The organism is Roseivivax halotolerans (genome assembly GCF_900115815.1).
Classification (GTDB): Bacteria; Pseudomonadota; Alphaproteobacteria; order Rhodobacterales; family Rhodobacteraceae; genus Roseivivax; species Roseivivax halotolerans.
Window position 1 is genome coordinate 219,017 of sequence record NZ_FOXV01000005.1, and the last position, 17,593, is coordinate 236,609.

Genomic DNA, 17,593 nt, shown 5'->3' on the forward strand with positions numbered 1-17,593 from the left:
ACCCGGAAGGATAGGGCGGGCGCAGGCCGCCGCCAATGTCAGGCGGAGGCCGCTTTCGGCGCGCGGCTTTCGGCTGCGTCGTAATGCGCGATGATCGCCGGGATGACTTCGCCACGCACCTCGGGGCTCTCCATCAGAACCTCATGTTCGCCGCCGGGAATCTTGACCAGTTTTCCGCCCGGCCAGGAGGCCATGCGCGCCTTGATACGCGGGATGTCGACGATCCGCTCATTGGTGCCGACGAAGGTCAGGCAGGGGTAATCGGGGGCGGGCATCCGCGCGAGCGCGCGGCATTCCACGAGCGCCTCGTTCAGCCAGCGCAAGGAAGGGCCACCCAATTGCAAGCCCGGTTCGGCCAGAACCTGCGCGCGCATGTAGTCGTACATCTCACGGTCGCGGGTCAGCAGATTGCCCTCGAACGTCTCCGAGACGACATAGCTTTCGGGGTTCGTGCCGGGCGCGATGTTGTGGCCTAGGCCGAAGCGCGAGGCCCCGAGCGACAGGGTCCAGGCGACGGGGCGCATCATCGGCGCGATGCGGATACCCCACATCGGACCCGTGAAGACGGCGCCTGCAACGTCGATGCCGTTCACGAGCGAGCGCAGGCCGATGCAGCCGCCCATCGAATGCCCGAGTAGGTGGAAAGGACGCGGCAATCCTTCCGCCTCGGCCCAGGCGATCATCGCGTCGGCGTCTTTCTGGTAATCGTGAAAGAGATCGACATGCCCCGTCCGCACATCCGGCAAAAGCCGATCCGAGAGGCCCTGACCGCGCCAGTCTATGGCGAGCGTGTGATACCCGGCCTTTGCAAAATCGGCCGCAAGGCGACCGTATTTCTCAATGTATTCGGTGCGCCCGGGGTAGAGCAGCACGGTCCCTGTCTCTCCGCCAGGATAATGCCCAAGACGAATTCGCTTGCCGTCCACGGCCTGAACCCAGACGGCGCGTGCGCCGTCCGGGCCCTGGGCCAGATCGGTGAGAAAAGGGGCCGTTTCGGTCATCAGCCGAGAACGCCTGCGAGCTTCATCGCGAGGCCCATATCGCCGTCGATGGAGAGCTTGCCGGACATGAAGGCCGCTGTCGGGTTCATCTCGCCTTCGAGGATCTGGCGGAAGGTATCGGCATCGGCGGTCATCGTGACATCGGCTTCCTCGTCGCCGGCGCGCGCGCCATTGTCGTCCATCATGATCGCGCCTTCGCCTTCGATGTCGAACTTTGCGGTGCCGCCGATTTCCTCGCCGGCCAGCTTCTCGTTCAGGGCGGTGACGGCTTCGTTGATCGTGTCGCTCATAATCTGTCTTCCCAACTGTGATCTCTCGCGGGTTTCAATTCGCGATCCATGCGCTAATCTTGGACTCACCATGCTCAGGACCTTGCGAAAATTCAAATCTGTCGTCGCGGCATTTTCCGTTGCGGTCGCGTTTTTCGTGCCGGGTTCCGCGCTTGCGGAGGCTGGCTCCGACCGTTCGGCCGAATTGATGCGCGAACTCGCCGCCGCGACGAGCCCGGAGGAGGCCCGGTCCCTCGAGCGGGAGATCGTGTTGGAATGGTCGAAATCCGGCTCTGCTGCGATGGATCTTCTGCTGAAACGCGGGCGCGACGCGATGGAGGTCGAGGATGCCGAACGCGCGGCCGAACACCTCCGCGCGCTGACCGATCACGCGCCGGATTTCGCCGAAGGCTGGTACGAGCTTGCCCAAGTTTATTATGCGCAAGAGCGGCTTGGCCTTGCGGTCGACAGTCTCGAGCGCACGCTTGCGATCAATCCCAATCATTTCGGCGCCCTCCAGGGTCTCGGCGCGATCTTCGAACAACTGGGTGACGCGACGCTTGCCTATCGTGCCTATGCACAGGCGGATGCATTGCGTCCCTTCGACGAACGTGTGACCAACGCGATGACACGGCTCGACATCCTTGCGAACGGGATCCGCCTCTAACTTCTCAAGGACATCTCATGGAGATGACATCGCGGGTCGCGGCCGTTCTCGGCCCGACCAATACCGGCAAGACGCATTACGCGATCGAGCGTATGCTGGGCTATCGCACGGGCATGATCGGCCTGCCGCTCCGGCTTCTGGCGCGCGAGGTCTATGACAAGATCGTCGCGGCGCGCGGGCCGTCGGTCGTCGCGCTCGTCACCGGGGAAGAGCGGATCGTGCCGCCGCGCGCGGCCTATTGGGTTTGCACGGTCGAGGCGATGCCCGAGGGAATGGGCACCGATTTCGTCGCTATCGACGAGATCCAGCTTTGCGCCGATCCCGAACGCGGCCACGTCTTCACCGACCGCCTTTTGCGGATGCGCGGCACCCACGAGACCCTGTTCATGGGCGCGGACACGATGCGCGGACCCATCGCGGCCCTTGTGCCCGGCTGTGAATTCCTGCGCCGTGAGCGTATGAGCCAATTGGCGTATTCAGGTTCGAAAAAGATAAGTAGACTGCAGTCGCGCTCCGCGATCGTGGGTTTTTCGGTTGAGAATGTATATGCGATCGCCGAGCTTCTGCGCCGACAAAAGGGCGGTGCAGCGGTGGTCATGGGTGCGCTCAGCCCCCGGACCCGCAACGCGCAGGTGGAGCTCTATCAGAACGGCGAGGTCGATTACCTGGTGGCGACGGACGCGATCGGCATGGGGCTCAATCTCGATATAGATCACGTCGCGTTTTCGTCGCTCACGAAGTTCGACGGGCGACGGATGCGCCCGCTCGCGCCCAATGAGCTTGCACAGATCGCGGGCCGCGCCGGGCGCGGTATGAGCCACGGGACGTTCGGCGTCACGGGTGAGGCGCCTCCGCTAGAAGAGGAGGTCGCCGAGGCGATCTGCAATCACCGCTTCACGCCGATCCGTAAACTGCAATGGCGCAACTCCAAACTCGCCTTCGGCAGCCCGGACTCGCTGATCGCCTCGCTGGAAGCGAGCACGGATGACGAGATTCTCGTGAAAGCGCGCGAGGCGGACGATCTGAAGGCGCTGAAGGAATTGTCCTCTCGCGCGGAGGTGCGCGCGCGGGCGTCCGATGCCCGCTCGGTGCAGCTTCTTTGGGATGTCTGCCGGATCCCCGACTTCCGCGGCATATCCCACGCGGAACATGCTGGCCTTCTCGACGTTATATTCGGGCATTTGCACGAGCGTGGAACCGTTCCCGATGACTTTCTGGCCCGACAGGTCCACCGGATCGACCGAACCGACGGCGACATCGACACATTGTCGAAACGGTTGGCGTATATCCGCACATGGACCTACGTGGCGCAGCGCAAAGGCTGGACCCACGATGAAGAGCATTGGCGCGACCGCACGCGGGCGGTAGAAGATCGGGTATCGGACGCCCTGCACGAGCGTTTGACCCAAAGATTTGTAGACCGGCGGACGAGTGTCCTTCTTCGCCGGTTGAAACAGAAGGAGGCCCTCTTGGCCGAAGTGAACGACAAAGGTGAAGTGACCGTCGAAGGCGAATTCGTCGGTCAGCTTGAAGGGTTCCGGTTCCGCCAGGACAAGGATGCCAAGGGCGAGGAGGCGAAGACGCTGAAGTCCGCCTCTCTGCAAGCGCTCGCGCCGCATTTCCATCTGCGCGCCGACAGGTTCTACAACGCGCCCGATACCGAGATCGACTTCACCGAGCAGGGCGGCCTCATGTGGGGCGACCAGGCGGTCGGCAAGCTCGAGAAGGGCGACGATCCCTTGAAGCCGCGCGTCGTGGCCTTCGTCGATGACGAGGCGGGCCCCGATGTGCGCCAGAAGGTGGAGCGGCGCCTGCAGCACTTCATCGACCGCAAGATCGCGAGCCTCTTCGAGCCCTTGATGAACCTGCAGCGCGACGAGACGCTCTCGGGCCTCGCCAAGGGCTTCGCCTTCCGCATGATCGAGGCGATGGGCATCCTGCCGCGGGCCGAGGTCGCGGGCGAGGTCAAGTCGCTCGACCAGGACGCGCGGGGCGCCTTGCGCAAGCACGGGATGCGGTTCGGTCAGTTCACCATCTTCATGCCGCTCCTGCTGAAGCCCGCGCCGACGCGGCTGCGCCTGGTGCTCTGGAGTCTCGCGCAGGGCCGCGACATCTTCCCCGAAGCGCCGCCGCCGGGCCTTGTCACCGTTCCGGCGGAGGCCGGAACGAGCGCTGCCGATTTCGCGGCGATGGGCTATCGGAAGGCCGGTGCGCGGGCGATCCGAATCGACATGCTCGAACGGCTCGCGGATCTTCTGCGGCCCGAGGACAGCCGTGGTGGTTTCGAGGCCAAGGCGGACATGTTGTCGATCACCGGCCTGACGCTGGAGCAATTCGCCGATCTCATGGATGGGCTCGGCTATCGCGCGGAGAAGGGCGAGCGGGTGAAGCAGAAGGCGGTCGATCAGACCGTGCCGACCGATGAGGGTGTCGCCCATCAGGACACGGTGCCACCCGAAGAGCCGGGGGCAGAGAATGCAGATGCCCCGGTCTTCGACGCAGGCCAGCCGGACGCGGTCGAGCCTGGCGCCATCACCGAGCAGGCCGAACCCGTCACCGAAGAGACCCCGGTAGAAGAGATCACCGATCACGGTGAAGCTCCAATCGCCGCTGAGCCCGCGCAGCCGCAGGACGAAGTGCCCGTGGACAAGGTCTCGGACGAGGAAGTGCCGGTTGGCACGGCCCCCGACGAGGAACTGGCCGGGCCTGAGCTGGAGGTTTTCTATACGTTCACCTGGGCCGGAAATCGCGGCAATCAGCGTGGTGGCAAGCCCCAGGGCAAGGGCCGTGGCGGTCCGCCGAAAGGCAAGGGCAAGGGCAAGCGCCCGCCACAGGGGCAAAAGGCGCAGAACTACACTGCCAAGCCTGAGCGCAAGGAACGGATCGATCCCGACAACCCCTTTGCCGCGGCACTTTCGGGGTTCAAGAGCAAGTCGTGACGCGGGCGCACGCGTTTTGTCGCAAAACGCGGCCGGTTTCAGACGCTGAAACCGGCGCAGCGCCGCGGCATTCCGCGTCGGAATGCCGGCGATCTTTCCGGGAAAGATCGCTGTGACAGACCGCATCCGCATCGATAAATGGCTCTGGCAGGCACGCTTCTTCAAGACGCGCAGCCTTGCGGCGAAGATCGTGGCCTCAGGCAGGGTGCGTGTGAATTCCCAGCCCATCGCCAAGCCGGCTCATGCCGTCGGCCCGGACGACGTGCTGACCTTTCCGCAGGCGCATGAGATCCGCGTCGTGCGGGTCATAGCACCCGGAGAGCGGCGCGGACCGGCCTCGGAGGCGCGGCTCCTCTACGACGATCTCGACCCGCCGCGCCCGAAATCCGAGCGCGAGCCGCAGCCGCACGTGCCCAAATACGAGCGTGGCGGACGGCCCACCAAGAAGGATCGTCGCGCCCTCGATCAAAGTCGCCGTGAGGCGCTTGAAGAATAACGGCACTTGGTCTAGCTCACGGGGCGACCAGATAAACGGACATCCCCCTCATGACTTATATCGTCAACGATGCCTGCATTGCCTGCAAATATACCGACTGCGTCGAGGTATGCCCGGTCGACTGCTTCTACGAGGGTGAGAACATGCTGGTGATCCATCCCGACGAATGCATCGATTGCGGCGTCTGCGAGCCCGAATGCCCGGCAGACGCGATCCGCCCTGATACCGAGCCGGAGGCAGAGAAATGGGTCGAGTTCAATCGCAAGTATTCCGAGATGTGGCCCGTCATCATCACCAAGAAGGACCCCCTTCCGGACGCTGAGAAGCATGACGGGGAAGAGGGCAAGCTTGAGAAATACTTCTCCGAGCAGCCGGGCGAGGGCGGCTGATCTCCGAATCGGCTCCGCGTTGCGCGCGCTGTGCGCTACTTGAGAATTCAGCGCCAAGCCGCTGATTCTCAACGTGGAACGGCGAGAAACTGCGCTCTGTTCAGGGCGCGGATTTTATGGTAGTATTTCTGTCACAAATGAAAGCGATGTGTGCATATCGCGCGTGGTTCGACTGCCCCGCGTCATAATACCGAAATCCTTAAAAGTGATCGGAAGCCCAAGGCTGTCCGCTCGCTTTTTTCGCGTCGGATCACGCATCGCCGAGCTGCCTGAGGACCAAGAATGACCAAAACAAAACAGTCTGAGTTCCACCCGAACGATTACGTGGTCTACCCCGCCCACGGTGTCGGTCAGATCATGTCCATTGAAGAGCAGGAGATCGCGGGCATCAAGCTCGAATTGTTCGTCATCTCCTTCGAGAAGGACAAGATGACCCTGCGCGTTCCGACCCACAAGGCGAGCGAAGTGGGCATGCGGACGCTGTCGTCCCCGGATGTGGTGAACCAGGCGATGAAAACGCTCAAGGGCAAGGCCAAGGTCAAGAAGGCCATGTGGTCGCGCCGGGCGCAGGAATACGAGCAGAAGATCAATTCCGGCGATCTCATCGCCATCGCCGAGGTCGTGCGCGATCTGCACCGTGCGGACGACCAGCGCGAGCAGAGCTATTCCGAGCGTCAGCTCTATGAAGCTGCGCTCGAGCGCCTGACCCGCGAAATCGCCGCCGTCAGCGGCGACGACGAGGTTGCCGCGGCGAAGCAGGTCGACGAGGTTCTGATCGGCCGCGCCGCGTAAGCGTCGCATCCTGACAAGAGATTGGCCGCGTTGCCCCACCCGGGCAGCGCGGCTTTTTCATGCGCTAGTCATCGGTCCCGGTGCGCCCCGTCGAATCGAGTGCGGAGAGAAGCGCGGTCTCCAGCTCCTTCTCGAGCTCCCGCGCCCGCGCGATGTATTCGGGATTGTCCGCCGCCGCGACACCCGGTTTCCAGTGCTTGGCAAGCTCCCGCACCGTCATGCGGTCGTGGTGGAAAAAGGTCTTCTCGGCTTCGGAGGCTTCGTATTCCGTAAGTCCGATATTCTCCAGCACGTAGCGGCCCGCGCGGAGCGAGCTGTCGAAAGTCTCGCGCACGATATCGTTCGCGCCGGCCTGATACAGCTCGTAGACATGCGTCCGGTCGCGGGCGCGGGCGACGATGTGCAGATCGTCTCCGCGCAGGCGGCGCGCATAGGCGACCAGCGTGTTCGTGCTTTTGCGGTCGTCGAGCGCGACGCAAAGGACGCGCGCCGTCTCGATCCCGGCTGCATGCAGAAGATCGGGCCGTGTCGGATCGCCGAAGAAACCCTTGAAACCGAACCGCCGCATGAGCTGGATCGTCTCCATGTCGTGGTCGATCACGACGGTCTTGAAGCCGGTCGATTGCAGCATCCGGTTCACGATCTGGCCGAAGCGCCCGACGCCCGCGATGATGACCGGGCCGGTCTCGTCGATCTCGTCGTCGTCGGGCCGCGTGCTTTCGCCCTGAAGGCGCGGCGCGAGATATTCGTAGAGCATGAAGACGAGGGGCGTGAACAGCATCGAGAGTGCGATGACGAGCAGGATCCGCTCGCCGAGCGCGCCGGTCAGAACGTTCTGCTGAAGCGAGAAAGAGACCAGCACGAAACCGAACTCTCCCGCCTGTGCCAGCCCAAGCGTGAAGAGCCAGCGATCGGAATGGCTGAGACCGAAGGCGCGGGCGAGACCATAAAGAATGACGCCCTTCAGCGCCATCATCCCGAAGGTCAGGCCAAGGATCACGAAGGGCGCGGCAAGGAAGGTCGTGAAGCTGATGCCCGCACCGACCGTGATGAAGAAAAGCCCCAGAAGCAGCCCCTTGAACGGCTCGATATCCGATTCAAGCTCGTGCCGGAACTCCGAGTTCGCCAGAACCACGCCCGCAAGGAAGGTGCCGAGGGCCGGGGAAAGGCCCACGAGGATCATCAAGAACGCGATGCCGAGCACGATCAGAAGCGCGAAGGCCGTGTACATCTCGCGCAGGCGGGCCTGATGAATGAACCGGAAGAGCGGCCCGGTCAGGTACAAGCCGACGACGATGATCGCCGCGATCGCGCCAAGCGTGACAAGCGCCACACCCCATCCGGGCAAACCTTCGACGAGGCTCATGGAATGATGTGCCGCGTCGTCCGCATGAGTGCGGTCTATGGAGCCGTCCGCCGACAGGCTCGCTCCGCCGCCGCCGCCGACTGCCAGAAGCGGCAGCAACACCAGCATCGGGATCACCGCGATGTCCTGCGTGAGCAGCACCGAGAAGATGGAGCGCCCGCCCGAGGTCTGGATTAGCCGCTTTTCCGTGAGCGTCTGCAGCACGATCGCCGTCGAGGAGAGCGCGAAGATGAGACCCACCGCCAGCGCGGGCTGCCAGGCGAGGCCCAAAGCCATTGCCGCGACCATCACCGCGAGCGTCGTGACGCTGATCTGCAGCCCGCCCAGCCCGATAAGCTTGTGCCGCATGTCCCAAAGCGCGCGCGGTTCCAGCTCGAGCCCGATCAGGAACAGCATCATGACGACGCCGAACTCTGCAAAATGCTGAAGGTCGCCGGTTTCGTGAACGAGGCCGAGGATCGGACCGATCACCAGGCCCGCGGCGAGGTAGCCCAACACCGATCCAAACCCGAGCCGGGAGGCGATAGGCACGGCGATCACGGCGGCCAGAAGATAGATCGAGGCCTGAAGCAGAAAGGTATCCATGGGCGAGGGGCTCCCGTTCGTTCCGCTCCATCATGCAGGCCGGAGGCGCGGGCGCAACACGACGCAGCGCGACCCGTGGCCGGGTGCGGCTCAAAGCGGCAGGGGTGCATCCGCCTTGAGCTGATCCATGACGATCTGGCTTTGCACGCGCGCGACGGTCGGGTGTGAAAGCAGCACTTCGTGAATGAGCGTGTGCAGCGCACGGAGTCCCGTCGTATAGGCACGGAGCAGGTAATCGGCGTCGCCCGTCAGCGTCCATGCCGACACGATCTCGGGCCGGGTCTCGACCATGCGCGAAAAACTCTTCGCCTGTTCGGGACCGTGCCGTTCGAGAGTGACCTGGATGAAGGCTTGCACGGCAAGTCCCAGCCCCTCTGGATCGAGACGCGCTGTATATCCACGGATCGCGCCGGAGGCTTCGAGGCGCTGCCGCCGCCGGCCGGCCTGGCTCGCCGAAAGGTTCAATTGCGAGCCGAGCGCCTCTGCCGTCAGATGCGCGTCGCGCTGAAGCGCAGCAAGGAGGCGCAGATCGGTGTCATCGAGGGTGACGCGGGAGTCCTGCATGATTTTCGCCTATGGTGCGGTCAACGGTCATTCTGTGTTCATATATAGCCAATATCGCGCGGACACCGCATCGTCAAAAGTCTATCCTCATGCTGAACCAACGAGAGGAGCGCAGCCATGGGACCCTTCCCCCACGATGCACCGCAAGCCAAGATCACCGAGGAAAACCCCGCCGGCACGGACGGGTTCGAATTCGTCGAATTCGCTCATCCCGAGCCTGAACAGCTTCGCGACCTCTTCGCGAAGATGGGCTATACGCATGTGGCGACGCACAAGACCAAGGCGGTCGAGCTTTGGCAGCAGGGCGACATCACCTATATCATCAACGCCGAGCCGGGATCTTTCGCGGCCCGCTTCGTAGACGAGCATGGACCTTGCGCGCCCTCGATGGCGTGGCGCGTGGTCGATGCGACACATGCCTTTCAGCACGCGGTGAAGAACGGCGCCGAACCCTATGAAGGTGCGGACAAGACCGTCGACTGGCCCGCGATCAAGGGGATCGGCGGCAGCCTCATCTATTTCACCGACCAGTATTACGACACCTCGCCCTATAACGAGGAGTTCGACTGGGTCGCCACCTCGAAGCCCGAGGGCGTCGGCTTCTGGTATCTCGACCACCTGACGCACAACGTCTTCAAGGGAAACATGGATACATGGTTCCGTTTCTACGGCGATCTGTTCAACTTCCGCGAGATCCGGTTCTTCGACATCGAGGGCAAGCATTCCGGCCTCTTCAGCCGCGCTTTGACCTCGCCGTGTGGCCGCATCCGTATTCCGATCAATGAGGATCGGGGCGAGAAGGGTCAGATCGTCGCTTATCTCGAGAAGTATAATGGCGAGGGCATCCAGCACATCGCGGTCGGTGCCAAGGATATCTACGAGGCCACCGACGCAATCGCCGAGAAGGGTGTCAAGTTCATGCCCGGCCCGCCCGATACCTATTACGATCTGAGCTTCGACCGCGTGCAGGGCCATGAAGAGCCGGTCGACCGCATGAAGAAGCACGGCATCCTCATCGACGGAGAAGGCGTTGTCGATGGCGGGGAGACGCGGATCCTGTTGCAGGTCTTCTCCAAGACCGTGATCGGACCGATCTTCTTCGAGTTCATCGAGCGGAAGGGCGATGACGGCTTCGGGGAGGGCAACTTCAAGGCGCTCTTCGAGTCGATCGAGGCCGAGCAGATCGCCAACGGCGAGCTCGACGCCGCCGAGTGACCCTTGCAGGGCCCGGGCCACAAGGCTCGGGCCCGTTTATCCGGGAATTTCGAGCGTAAGGTTGCGGCCGCCTTTGACGTAGCGCAGCTGGCTCTCGCCGATGGCCGAGACCCGGCCGCCATCGATCCTGTCTCCGACACCGACGCGCACGTAACGGCCGTTCGACAGACGCACGAGCGCCTGGCGGTTCGATGGATTGCCGTAGACGCCAATCAGGTTCATTCGCCGAAGGTTGATCGCGTTCGTTTCCGTCGCGGCCTGCGAGACGGAAGTATTCGACGGAACGCTCGGCGCGACGGTGCGCGGCGCGACAGCCGCGACTTGCTGGGTCTGCGCGGGCTGCTGCTGCGCGCTGGCAGCGCGACTGGCCTCCACGGCAGCGACGATAGCGGCGATGTTGCCGGGCCGGACAGAGGGTCGTTCCGACGTTCCGACGGCCTGCGCGGTCGCGGTTACGTCTTCCTCGGCTTCAGCCTTGACCGTTTCGGGCCGAAGTGACGGCCGGAAGGCTGCAAGTTCTGGCCGTGACAATCCTGTCAGATTGGCGCGATCGTTCTGCTCTTGCAGGTTGTCAGGGCGCAGGATCGGCCGGAACGTATCATATTGCTGATTGCGCTGGAAAATTTCGGTTGTTTGCGGGCGAGTGCCGTCCTCGCGCTCCGGGATCGCTTCGATCACCGGGGCAAGCGCGTCTCCGCGAAGCGGCGGAACGGCGGGCGGCAGCCCGGCAAAGACGCGCACCCGGTCGGGATTGACCGCGCCTTCGGGCGTGGCGCGGACAAGGCCGCGCGCATCGAGGTCGAAGGGCGTGCCCGCAGGCGCGGGCAAGGGAAGCGGCTCGAGCGCCGTGTCGGTCGAGGCGTCGGCCTCGGGCAAAGCGGTCGCGTCGAGCTTGGCAACGACCGGGTCGATGGACGCGACGTAGGGATCGCCGGATCCGGTTTCCTCGATCTCGCTCGGTGCATTGGGTGCGCGTTGCCAGATGCCGGTCGCGGCATAGGTCGCTTCGGCCTCGTCGGGCGTCATTGCCTCGGGTGCGGCGGGCACGGATCGAGGCTTGGCAATCTCGGGCGCCGCGTCGGTTTCCGTCTCGAGCCGGGCCTCGACCACGGGCGCTGCCTCTTCGGGGCGGGCCGTGGGCCGCAACCCGGTGACTTCCGGCAAGGTATCAACGGCGTCCTCGGGCAGGGCCGCGACTTCGGGCTCGGGATCGGACGAGAAGAACCGCGCGAGCCCGTCCTCGAGGAACACCGACGCCCAGGCCGCAACGCCAAGAAGGAACAGGATCAGCGCGGAAGTCAACATCAGGCCGAGAAAACGCGGCTTGCCCCCGATGACGATCTCGTCGCGGCGCGCGCCGAAGACCGTCATGCGTTTGAGTTCTTCGTTCTGCGCCGACGTGTCCTGCTTGGGCTTCTTGCGACCCAGCCCGAACAATTTCATCCCCCCGTCGCGAGACGTCTCGGCGTTTCGAGGTGTCTGGCGCGGCTCCTCGTCGACAGGTACCGCCGCGGCAGCCAGCGCGGGCGTATCGAGCGCGGTGCCTGCATCCGCAGCTCCGGGGCGCAGCGCCGCGATCCGCTCGCGGGCCGACAGTTTCGGGGTCGGGGCCGCCGCGGCTGCCGGCGCGGCGACGTTGGGCGCGGGTTCGGCTTTCGTGGCAGGGGCAGGCTTCCGGGGCGGAGCCGGTTCCGGGCGCTTCAGGCTCTCCTCGAGTGCGGGAGCCGGGCGAGCAGGCGCTTCGGGCGGCGGCGTCTTGCGCGGCGCGGGCTCCTGCGGTTCTGCGCTCAGCGACAGGCGCGACGGCGTGGCATCTGCGCGGAGTGGGGCGCGCGGCGTCTCGGGCACGTCGCGGCGCGCGCGGATGCTCTGGAATGCGACGGGCGCTGCCGGAGGGGTGGGATCGGGCGCGCGGGGCGCCGCCAGCGGATCGGCGGGGCGTTCGCGGACGGGATATGGCGGCGCGGCTGGCGGCTCTTGGTCGCCGGTGGCCTGCGGCGCGTCTTCCGCCTCAGCCGGTTCGACCTCGGCCTTCGCGGTCGGCTCCACTGCGAGAGGATCAAGGGCCGTCGGCGCTGCCGGTGGTTCGGGCGGCGCGTCTTGCGTCGCAGAAGCCGGCGCAACCGGCTCTTGCTCGGGCTCCGGGGCCGGCTTCGGCACGATCCGCAGACCGCCCGTGTCGGGTTTCAGCGCCGCTCCGGTCCAGGAGGCCGCTTCTCCGAACAGAACCTCGCGGTTGAACCCGTTCGACTTCGCGGCAACGAAACCGACCGGCACGAAGCCGTGCTCCAGCGCGAAGGCCTCGGCTTCCTCGATGGTCTCCTCCGCAACGGCGGCGACGTGTAGCTGCCCGCCCGCCTCTTCGGCGTCGATGCGAAGCTCCGAGACCTCGTAGGGCGTCGCACCCTCCAGCGCGGCGCGCGCTGCCTCGGTTTTGTCTCCGCTCGCGTCGCGAGAGAGGAACTTGATCTGCTCTTCCGGGAGAAGCAGCTTCACGATTGTGCCTTCGGCACTTTCCGCAAGCGCAGTTTTTCGAAGATCGGCCATCTCCGCGGCCAGATCGCCGTCGAGACCGGCCGTGCCGAGGACCGCCCAGCCACCGCGAACCTTTTGCAGGAGCGATATGCCGTCGAAGGAAAGTTTCAGCGCGAAATCAGGTTTCATGACCACGTCTTAGCATTGCCCCGATGCTCATGGGAGTCTGTGGTTTGCTTGGGCCTCCTTATATAGCAGAGGACCGCCGACGCCAAGGAATGCAGCTTGCGAAACTGTCTGCCTTCACGGAGACTTGCCCCATATTTTCAAAGGGATTTCGACCATGTTCCGAATGATCGGCGTTGTTCTTGCACTTTCTGTCGTCGCGGCTGGACCGCTTCACGCGCAGTCGCAGGGCAGTGAGCCGGCGCGGCTGACCGTTTCGGGCAGCGGCGAGGCGCGTGCGGTACCGGATATGGCGACGATCACCCTTGGCGTGACGGCCGAGGCCGAGACGGCGAGCGCGGCCTTGGATGAGGCATCCGCGGTGGCCGGTCGCATCCTCGAGCGTCTTTCCGAGTTCGAGGTGGCCGAGCGGGACGTACAAACCTCCGGTCTGTCACTGAACCCCGTTTATTCCGACAGGCGCGAGGACGAGGAGCCGCGCATCACCGGCTTCCGTGCGTCCAATATGCTGTCCGTGCGCGTGCGCGACCTGGACCGGCTCGGCGATATCCTCGGCGCTGTGACGGGTGACGGCGCGAACCAGCTGTCGGGTCTGTCCTTTGGCGTCTCGGACTCGGACGAGGTGATGAACGAGGCGCGGCGAGATGCGGTTGCGGATGCCCGCGCCAAGGCAGATCTCTACGCGGAGGCTGCCGGTGTGAGCCTTGGCCGCATTCTCTCCATCGACGAGGAAGGCGGCGCGCAGCCCTATCCGATGCCAATGGCCGAGATGCGGATGGCGGCTGACTCGGTGCCCGTTGCGCGTGGGGAGGCGGGGTTTTCGGCAGACGTGCGTATCGTTTACGAAATCACCCAGTAAGCCGCGCTTTCAGGCTTTCGAGCACGTAGAGGCGGATCGCCGATGCGAGGCCGACCTCGACATCGCGGTCCGCGTCGATCTCCGCGGCGAGGCGATTGATCGGTTTGCCCTCGGCGCGTGCGATGGCGCGGAATTCCTGCCAGAACGGCTCTTCGAGCGAGACCGACGTGCGATGCCCGCTCAACGTCAGCGAGCGTTTGACCGGACGCCCGCTCATTCCTCGCGCTTGTGGCCGTCGAGACCGCGCTCCGCCTTCTCGCGGGCGCTCTCATCACGTCGTTTCTCGGCTTTCGTTCGCCCGAACTTCGCGGCATTGGCGTCGCCCGCGCGGCGTTTTTCGTCGCGGGCCTTCGCCTTCCTGAAGCGACCAAGATTCGTCACGTTGCTCATGGCGAAAAGTCTAGAAAGCTGCGGCAGGAAGGCAAAGGCCCGTGGCGGTCACTCCTTCGGGCCGATCATATCTTCGGGCCGGACCACCGCGTCGAACGTCGCCTCGTCGACGAAGCCGAGGGCGATCGCCTCTTGCTTCAGCGTCGTGCCGTTCTTGTGCGCGGTCTTGGCGACCTTGGTGGCGTTGTCGTAGCCGATGGTCGGCGCGAGCGCGGTCACGAGCATGAGCGAATTGCGCATCAGCTCACCGATCCGGGACTCGTTCGCCTCGATGCCGGAGACCATGTTGTCGGTGAAGGCCGAGGCGGAATCGCCCAGAAGCTGCATGCTCTGCAATACGTTATAGCTCATCATCGGATTGTAGACGTTGAGCTCGAAATGCCCCTGGCTTCCGGCAAAACCGACTGCGGCATCGTTGCCCATCACATGCGCGCAGACCATCGTCAGCGCCTCGGCCTGGGTCGGGTTCACCTTGCCCGGCATGATCGAGGAGCCCGGTTCGTTCTCGGGCAGGATCAGCTCTCCAAGGCCGGATCGCGGGCCCGAGCCCAGAAGGCGGATGTCGTTGGCGATCTTGAAGAGCGAGGCCGCAACGGTCTTGAGCGCGCCCGAGAACATGACCATCGCGTCATGGGCGGCCAGCGCCTCGAACTTGTTGGGGGCCGTGACGAAGGGCAGATCGGTGATTTCTGCGATGCGCGCCGCGACCTTCTCGGCCCAGCCCTTCTGCGTGTTGAGGCCCGTGCCGACAGCGGTGCCGCCCTGCGCCAGCTCGTAGACGTCTGGCAGGCACGCCTCGACGCGTTCGATCCCCTTCGCGACCTGGTGAGCGTAGCCCGAGAATTCCTGGCCGAGCGTCAAGGGCGTTGCATCCTGCGTATGGGTGCGGCCGATCTTGATGATGTGGTCGAACGCCTCGGATTTCGCGACGAGCGCCGCGTGCAGCTTGCGCAGCCCGGGAAGAAGCACGTCGCGGGCCTGCAGCGCGATGCCCACATGCATGGCAGTCGGGAAGGTATCGTTCGAGGACTGGCCCATATTGCAGTGATCGTTGGGATGAACGGGTGTTTTCGAGCCCATCTCACCGCCCAGCATCTCGATGGCGCGGTTCGAGATGACCTCGTTTGCGTTCATGTTGGACTGCGTGCCCGAGCCGGTTTGCCAGACGACCAGCGGGAAATTGTCGTCGAACTTGCCGTCGATGACTTCCTGCGCGGCAGCGGCGATGGCCTCGCCGATCTCGGCCTCCATGTTGCCGAGTTCCACGTTGGTGAGCGCGCAGGCCTTCTTGATCGCGCCAAGGCCCCGGATGATCGGAACGGGCTGACGCTCCCAGCCGATGGGGAAGTTCATGATCGAGCGCTGGGTTTGTGCGCCCCAGTACTTCTCGGCGGGAACCTCGAGGGGACCGAAGCTGTCGGTCTCGGTGCGGGTCGCTGTCATGGCGCGTCCTTTCGCTGGTATACTGTCGCATACGCTCTAGCCGCCCCGAGGCGCTGCGCCAAGAGGCAGGCAAGCTGACTTTCATCGATGTTTAGAGAGTGGGGGCGCGTCTGACCATGCCCGTTATCGCTATCGCAGGATGCGGGTGTCGCTACTTCCGGAACGAGTCGAGGCTGACGATCTCGGCGTCCTTCTTTTCGCCCTCGTCCTCGTCGTCGTCATCGCTGTCGTCCGGCTCGGGCGGCTCGCCGTCGCGATCCTCCGGGCTTTCGAATTTCAAGCCAAACTCGACGGAGGGATCCACGAAGGTCTTGATCGCGTCATAGGGAATATACAGCCGTTCCGGCGCGTCACCGAAGTTCAGCGTGACAGAGAAGCCTTCGTCGGTGACATCGAGCCCGTCGAACCAATGCTGCATGACAACGGTCATCTCGCCCGGATAGCGGTCGGACAGCCAGTCGGCCAGTTCGACATCGGGATGCGCGGTGTCGAAGGTGATGAAGAAATGGTGGTCGCCCGGAAGGCCGGTCTCGGACACACCGATCAATACCTTCTGGATCAGGCCACGCATGGCCTCGTGCATCAGATTTCCGTAGTCGATTCCTTGAGACATGGATCATCCGTGGCGTGGAACGACTCGGAGCATATTGGTTTTCAGGCCGAGCGAAAGGGGCGCGGGCCCCAAAAATCCCGCTGCGCCGTCAGAGGAGCGAGATTGCCGCTGAAAGCGCCGCGGTTAGGGCGAGCGTCGTGACGATATTGCGGTTCAGGAGGAAGATGAGGCCGCCGGCGAACAGCGTCAGCCCGAGCGCAAGTGGAGAGAGGCTGGCAAAAACAGGGACTTCGACGTCGAAAGGGCCACCGGAGAGCTGCCTCGTTTCGGCGAACAGGACGTTCAAAGCGAAAAAGACCGAAAGGTTGAGGATCACGCCAACCACAGCCGCGGTGACACCGCTGAGTGCTCCCGACAGGCCCGGCCGGCCGCTCAGCCAATCGATATGCGCGGCAAAAGCGAAGATGAACAGGAAGGAGGGCAGGAACATCATCCAGAGCGTCAGGAGCCCGGCGAGGACCGACAACACCGCGCCGCCCGCTTCGTGCCCCGCGCTCATCGCAACGAATTGCGTGGCAAGGACGAGCGGACCCGGCGTGGTCTCCGCGAGACCGAGCGCGTCGATCATCGTCTCCGCATCGACCCAGGCCGCGTCCTGCGCCATGTAGGCGAGTGCTGCGTAGGCGCCGCCAAAGCTGACAACGGCGAGTTTCGCGAAAAAAGCTCCGACAGAGGTCAGGAAAGGGGCGTCGGCGATCCAGAGAAACGCCAAGGGCGCGAGCCAAAGCGCCGTCCAGAGCGTGATCGTGCGGAGGGGCAGGCTCGGCAGGGCCGGGGCGGCTTCGCCCGGCGCGTCCTCCCGGAAAGCCAGCGCGCCGATCCCGGCAGCGACGGCGAGGATCGCAGGGTAGGGCAGGTCGAGCGCGTAGATCGCGATGAAGGCGGCAAGCGCAAGGACAAGCCGCGCCGGACCTTTGAGGCTTCGAGAGGAGAGCCGCCAGAGCGCTTGCAGGACGATCACGATCACCGTTGCCTGCACGCCGAGCAGCAGAGCTTCGGCAAGGGGCGCGGTGCCAAGCGCGGAATAGGCCAGCGCCAGCGCCGCGATGACAAGCGCGCCAGGCAGAACGAAAAGCCCGCCCGCGATCAGACCGCCGAGGACGCCGCGCTGCGACCAGCCCGCATAGGTCGCGACCTGCATCGCCTCGGGGCCGGGCAATAGCATGCAGAACGACAGCGCGCGCAGGTAACGCGGCTCGTCGAGCCAGCGCTCCTCATCGACGATGGTACGGTGCATCAGCGCGATCTGGGCGGCGGGCCCACCGAAGGACAGCCAGCCGATCCTGTGAAAGATGCGGGCGATGCGAGAGAGCGAGGGAGAAGACATGCGCGCGAGGGGTAGGG

The 17,593-nt window shown here is 64.4% G+C and carries 17 protein-coding genes; 7 read left to right on the forward strand and 10 right to left on the reverse strand.

The genetic code is table 11. The features are described 5' to 3' along the window. Positions 1 to 38: 38 nt before the first annotated feature. Both BM171_RS09335 and BM171_RS09340 read right to left on the reverse strand, forming a co-directional pair. Entirely contained in the window at positions 39 to 1,001 is a 963-nt protein-coding gene (locus BM171_RS09335) for an alpha/beta fold hydrolase (protein ID WP_093010959.1), read from the reverse strand. Beyond that, entirely contained in the window at positions 1,001 to 1,291 is a 291-nt protein-coding gene (locus tag BM171_RS09340) for an SCP2 sterol-binding domain-containing protein (protein ID WP_093010962.1), read from the reverse strand. The genes BM171_RS09335 and BM171_RS09340 overlap by 1 nt, the downstream gene beginning before the upstream one ends. A 70-nt stretch (positions 1,292 to 1,361) precedes the next feature. Here BM171_RS09340 and BM171_RS09345 point away from each other — a divergent pair, with 70 nt between their 5' ends. From BM171_RS09345 to BM171_RS09365, 5 genes are all read left to right on the forward strand, one after another. Further along, positions 1,362 to 1,937 carry a tetratricopeptide repeat protein gene (locus BM171_RS09345; RefSeq protein WP_093010965.1) on the forward strand — a complete coding sequence of 192 codons (576 nt, stop codon included), beginning with the start codon at positions 1,362 to 1,364 and terminating at the stop codon, positions 1,935 to 1,937. Positions 1,938 to 1,954: 17 nt separating this feature from the next. Continuing rightward, positions 1,955 to 4,876: a helicase-related protein gene (locus BM171_RS09350; protein ID WP_093010968.1), complete on the forward strand. Its 2,922-nt coding sequence runs from the start codon at positions 1,955 to 1,957 to the stop codon at positions 4,874 to 4,876. An 82-nt stretch (positions 4,877 to 4,958) separates the two neighbouring features. After that, positions 4,959 to 5,372, forward strand: coding sequence for an RNA-binding S4 domain-containing protein (locus BM171_RS09355; protein ID WP_175497522.1), 414 nt, complete (start codon positions 4,959 to 4,961; stop codon positions 5,370 to 5,372). A 50-nt stretch (positions 5,373 to 5,422) separates the two neighbouring features. After that, on the forward strand, positions 5,423 to 5,761 hold the full coding sequence (gene fdxA, locus BM171_RS09360; protein WP_093010971.1) for a ferredoxin FdxA: 339 nt from the start codon (positions 5,423 to 5,425) through the stop codon (positions 5,759 to 5,761). Positions 5,762 to 6,043: 282 nt separating this feature from the next. Beyond that, entirely contained in the window at positions 6,044 to 6,553 is a 510-nt protein-coding gene (locus BM171_RS09365) for a CarD family transcriptional regulator (RefSeq protein WP_093010974.1), read from the forward strand. Between the two features lie 64 nt (positions 6,554 to 6,617). On the opposite strand, the gene BM171_RS09370 is transcribed toward BM171_RS09365, so the two are convergent. Then, entirely contained in the window at positions 6,618 to 8,504 is a 1,887-nt protein-coding gene (locus BM171_RS09370; RefSeq protein WP_093010977.1) for a monovalent cation:proton antiporter-2 (CPA2) family protein, read from the reverse strand. 90 nt (positions 8,505 to 8,594) lie between these two features. Beyond that, positions 8,595 to 9,068, reverse strand: coding sequence for an Lrp/AsnC family transcriptional regulator (locus BM171_RS09375; protein ID WP_093010980.1), 474 nt, complete (start codon positions 9,066 to 9,068; stop codon positions 8,595 to 8,597). Between the two features lie 117 nt (positions 9,069 to 9,185). Here BM171_RS09375 and hppD point away from each other — a divergent pair, with 117 nt between their 5' ends. After that, complete coding sequence (gene hppD, locus BM171_RS09380) at positions 9,186 to 10,283, forward strand: 4-hydroxyphenylpyruvate dioxygenase (RefSeq protein WP_093010982.1); 1,098 nt, start codon at positions 9,186 to 9,188, stop codon at positions 10,281 to 10,283. Between the two features lie 36 nt (positions 10,284 to 10,319). Here hppD and BM171_RS09385 read toward each other — a convergent pair whose 3' ends face one another. Next, positions 10,320 to 12,947, reverse strand: a complete 2,628-nt coding sequence (locus tag BM171_RS09385; protein WP_093010985.1) for a hypothetical protein — start codon at positions 12,945 to 12,947, stop codon at positions 10,320 to 10,322. Positions 12,948 to 13,101: 154 nt separating this feature from the next. Here BM171_RS09385 and BM171_RS09390 point away from each other — a divergent pair, with 154 nt between their 5' ends. Further along, positions 13,102 to 13,803, forward strand: a complete 702-nt coding sequence (locus BM171_RS09390; protein WP_245760220.1) for an SIMPL domain-containing protein — start codon at positions 13,102 to 13,104, stop codon at positions 13,801 to 13,803. Here the strand turns inward: BM171_RS09390 and BM171_RS09395 are convergent. The 5 genes from BM171_RS09395 to chrA form a co-directional block, all read right to left on the reverse strand. After that, positions 13,793 to 14,020: a ribbon-helix-helix domain-containing protein gene (locus BM171_RS09395; protein WP_093010988.1), complete on the reverse strand. Its 228-nt coding sequence runs from the start codon at positions 14,018 to 14,020 to the stop codon at positions 13,793 to 13,795. The genes BM171_RS09390 and BM171_RS09395 overlap by 11 nt on opposite strands. Next, entirely contained in the window at positions 14,017 to 14,193 is a 177-nt protein-coding gene (locus BM171_RS09400; RefSeq protein WP_093010991.1) for a DUF4169 family protein, read from the reverse strand. The genes BM171_RS09395 and BM171_RS09400 overlap by 4 nt, the downstream gene beginning before the upstream one ends. Positions 14,194 to 14,241: 48 nt before the next feature. After that, complete coding sequence (gene fumC, locus BM171_RS09405) at positions 14,242 to 15,636, reverse strand: class II fumarate hydratase (protein WP_093010994.1); 1,395 nt, start codon at positions 15,634 to 15,636, stop codon at positions 14,242 to 14,244. 151 nt (positions 15,637 to 15,787) lie between these two features. After that, positions 15,788 to 16,249: an SspB family protein gene (locus BM171_RS09410; RefSeq protein WP_093010997.1), complete on the reverse strand. Its 462-nt coding sequence runs from the start codon at positions 16,247 to 16,249 to the stop codon at positions 15,788 to 15,790. Positions 16,250 to 16,337: 88 nt separating this feature from the next. Next, positions 16,338 to 17,576 carry a chromate efflux transporter gene (gene chrA, locus BM171_RS09415; RefSeq protein ID WP_093011000.1) on the reverse strand — a complete coding sequence of 413 codons (1,239 nt, stop codon included), beginning with the start codon at positions 17,574 to 17,576 and terminating at the stop codon, positions 16,338 to 16,340. Positions 17,577 to 17,593 lie beyond the last annotated feature (17 nt).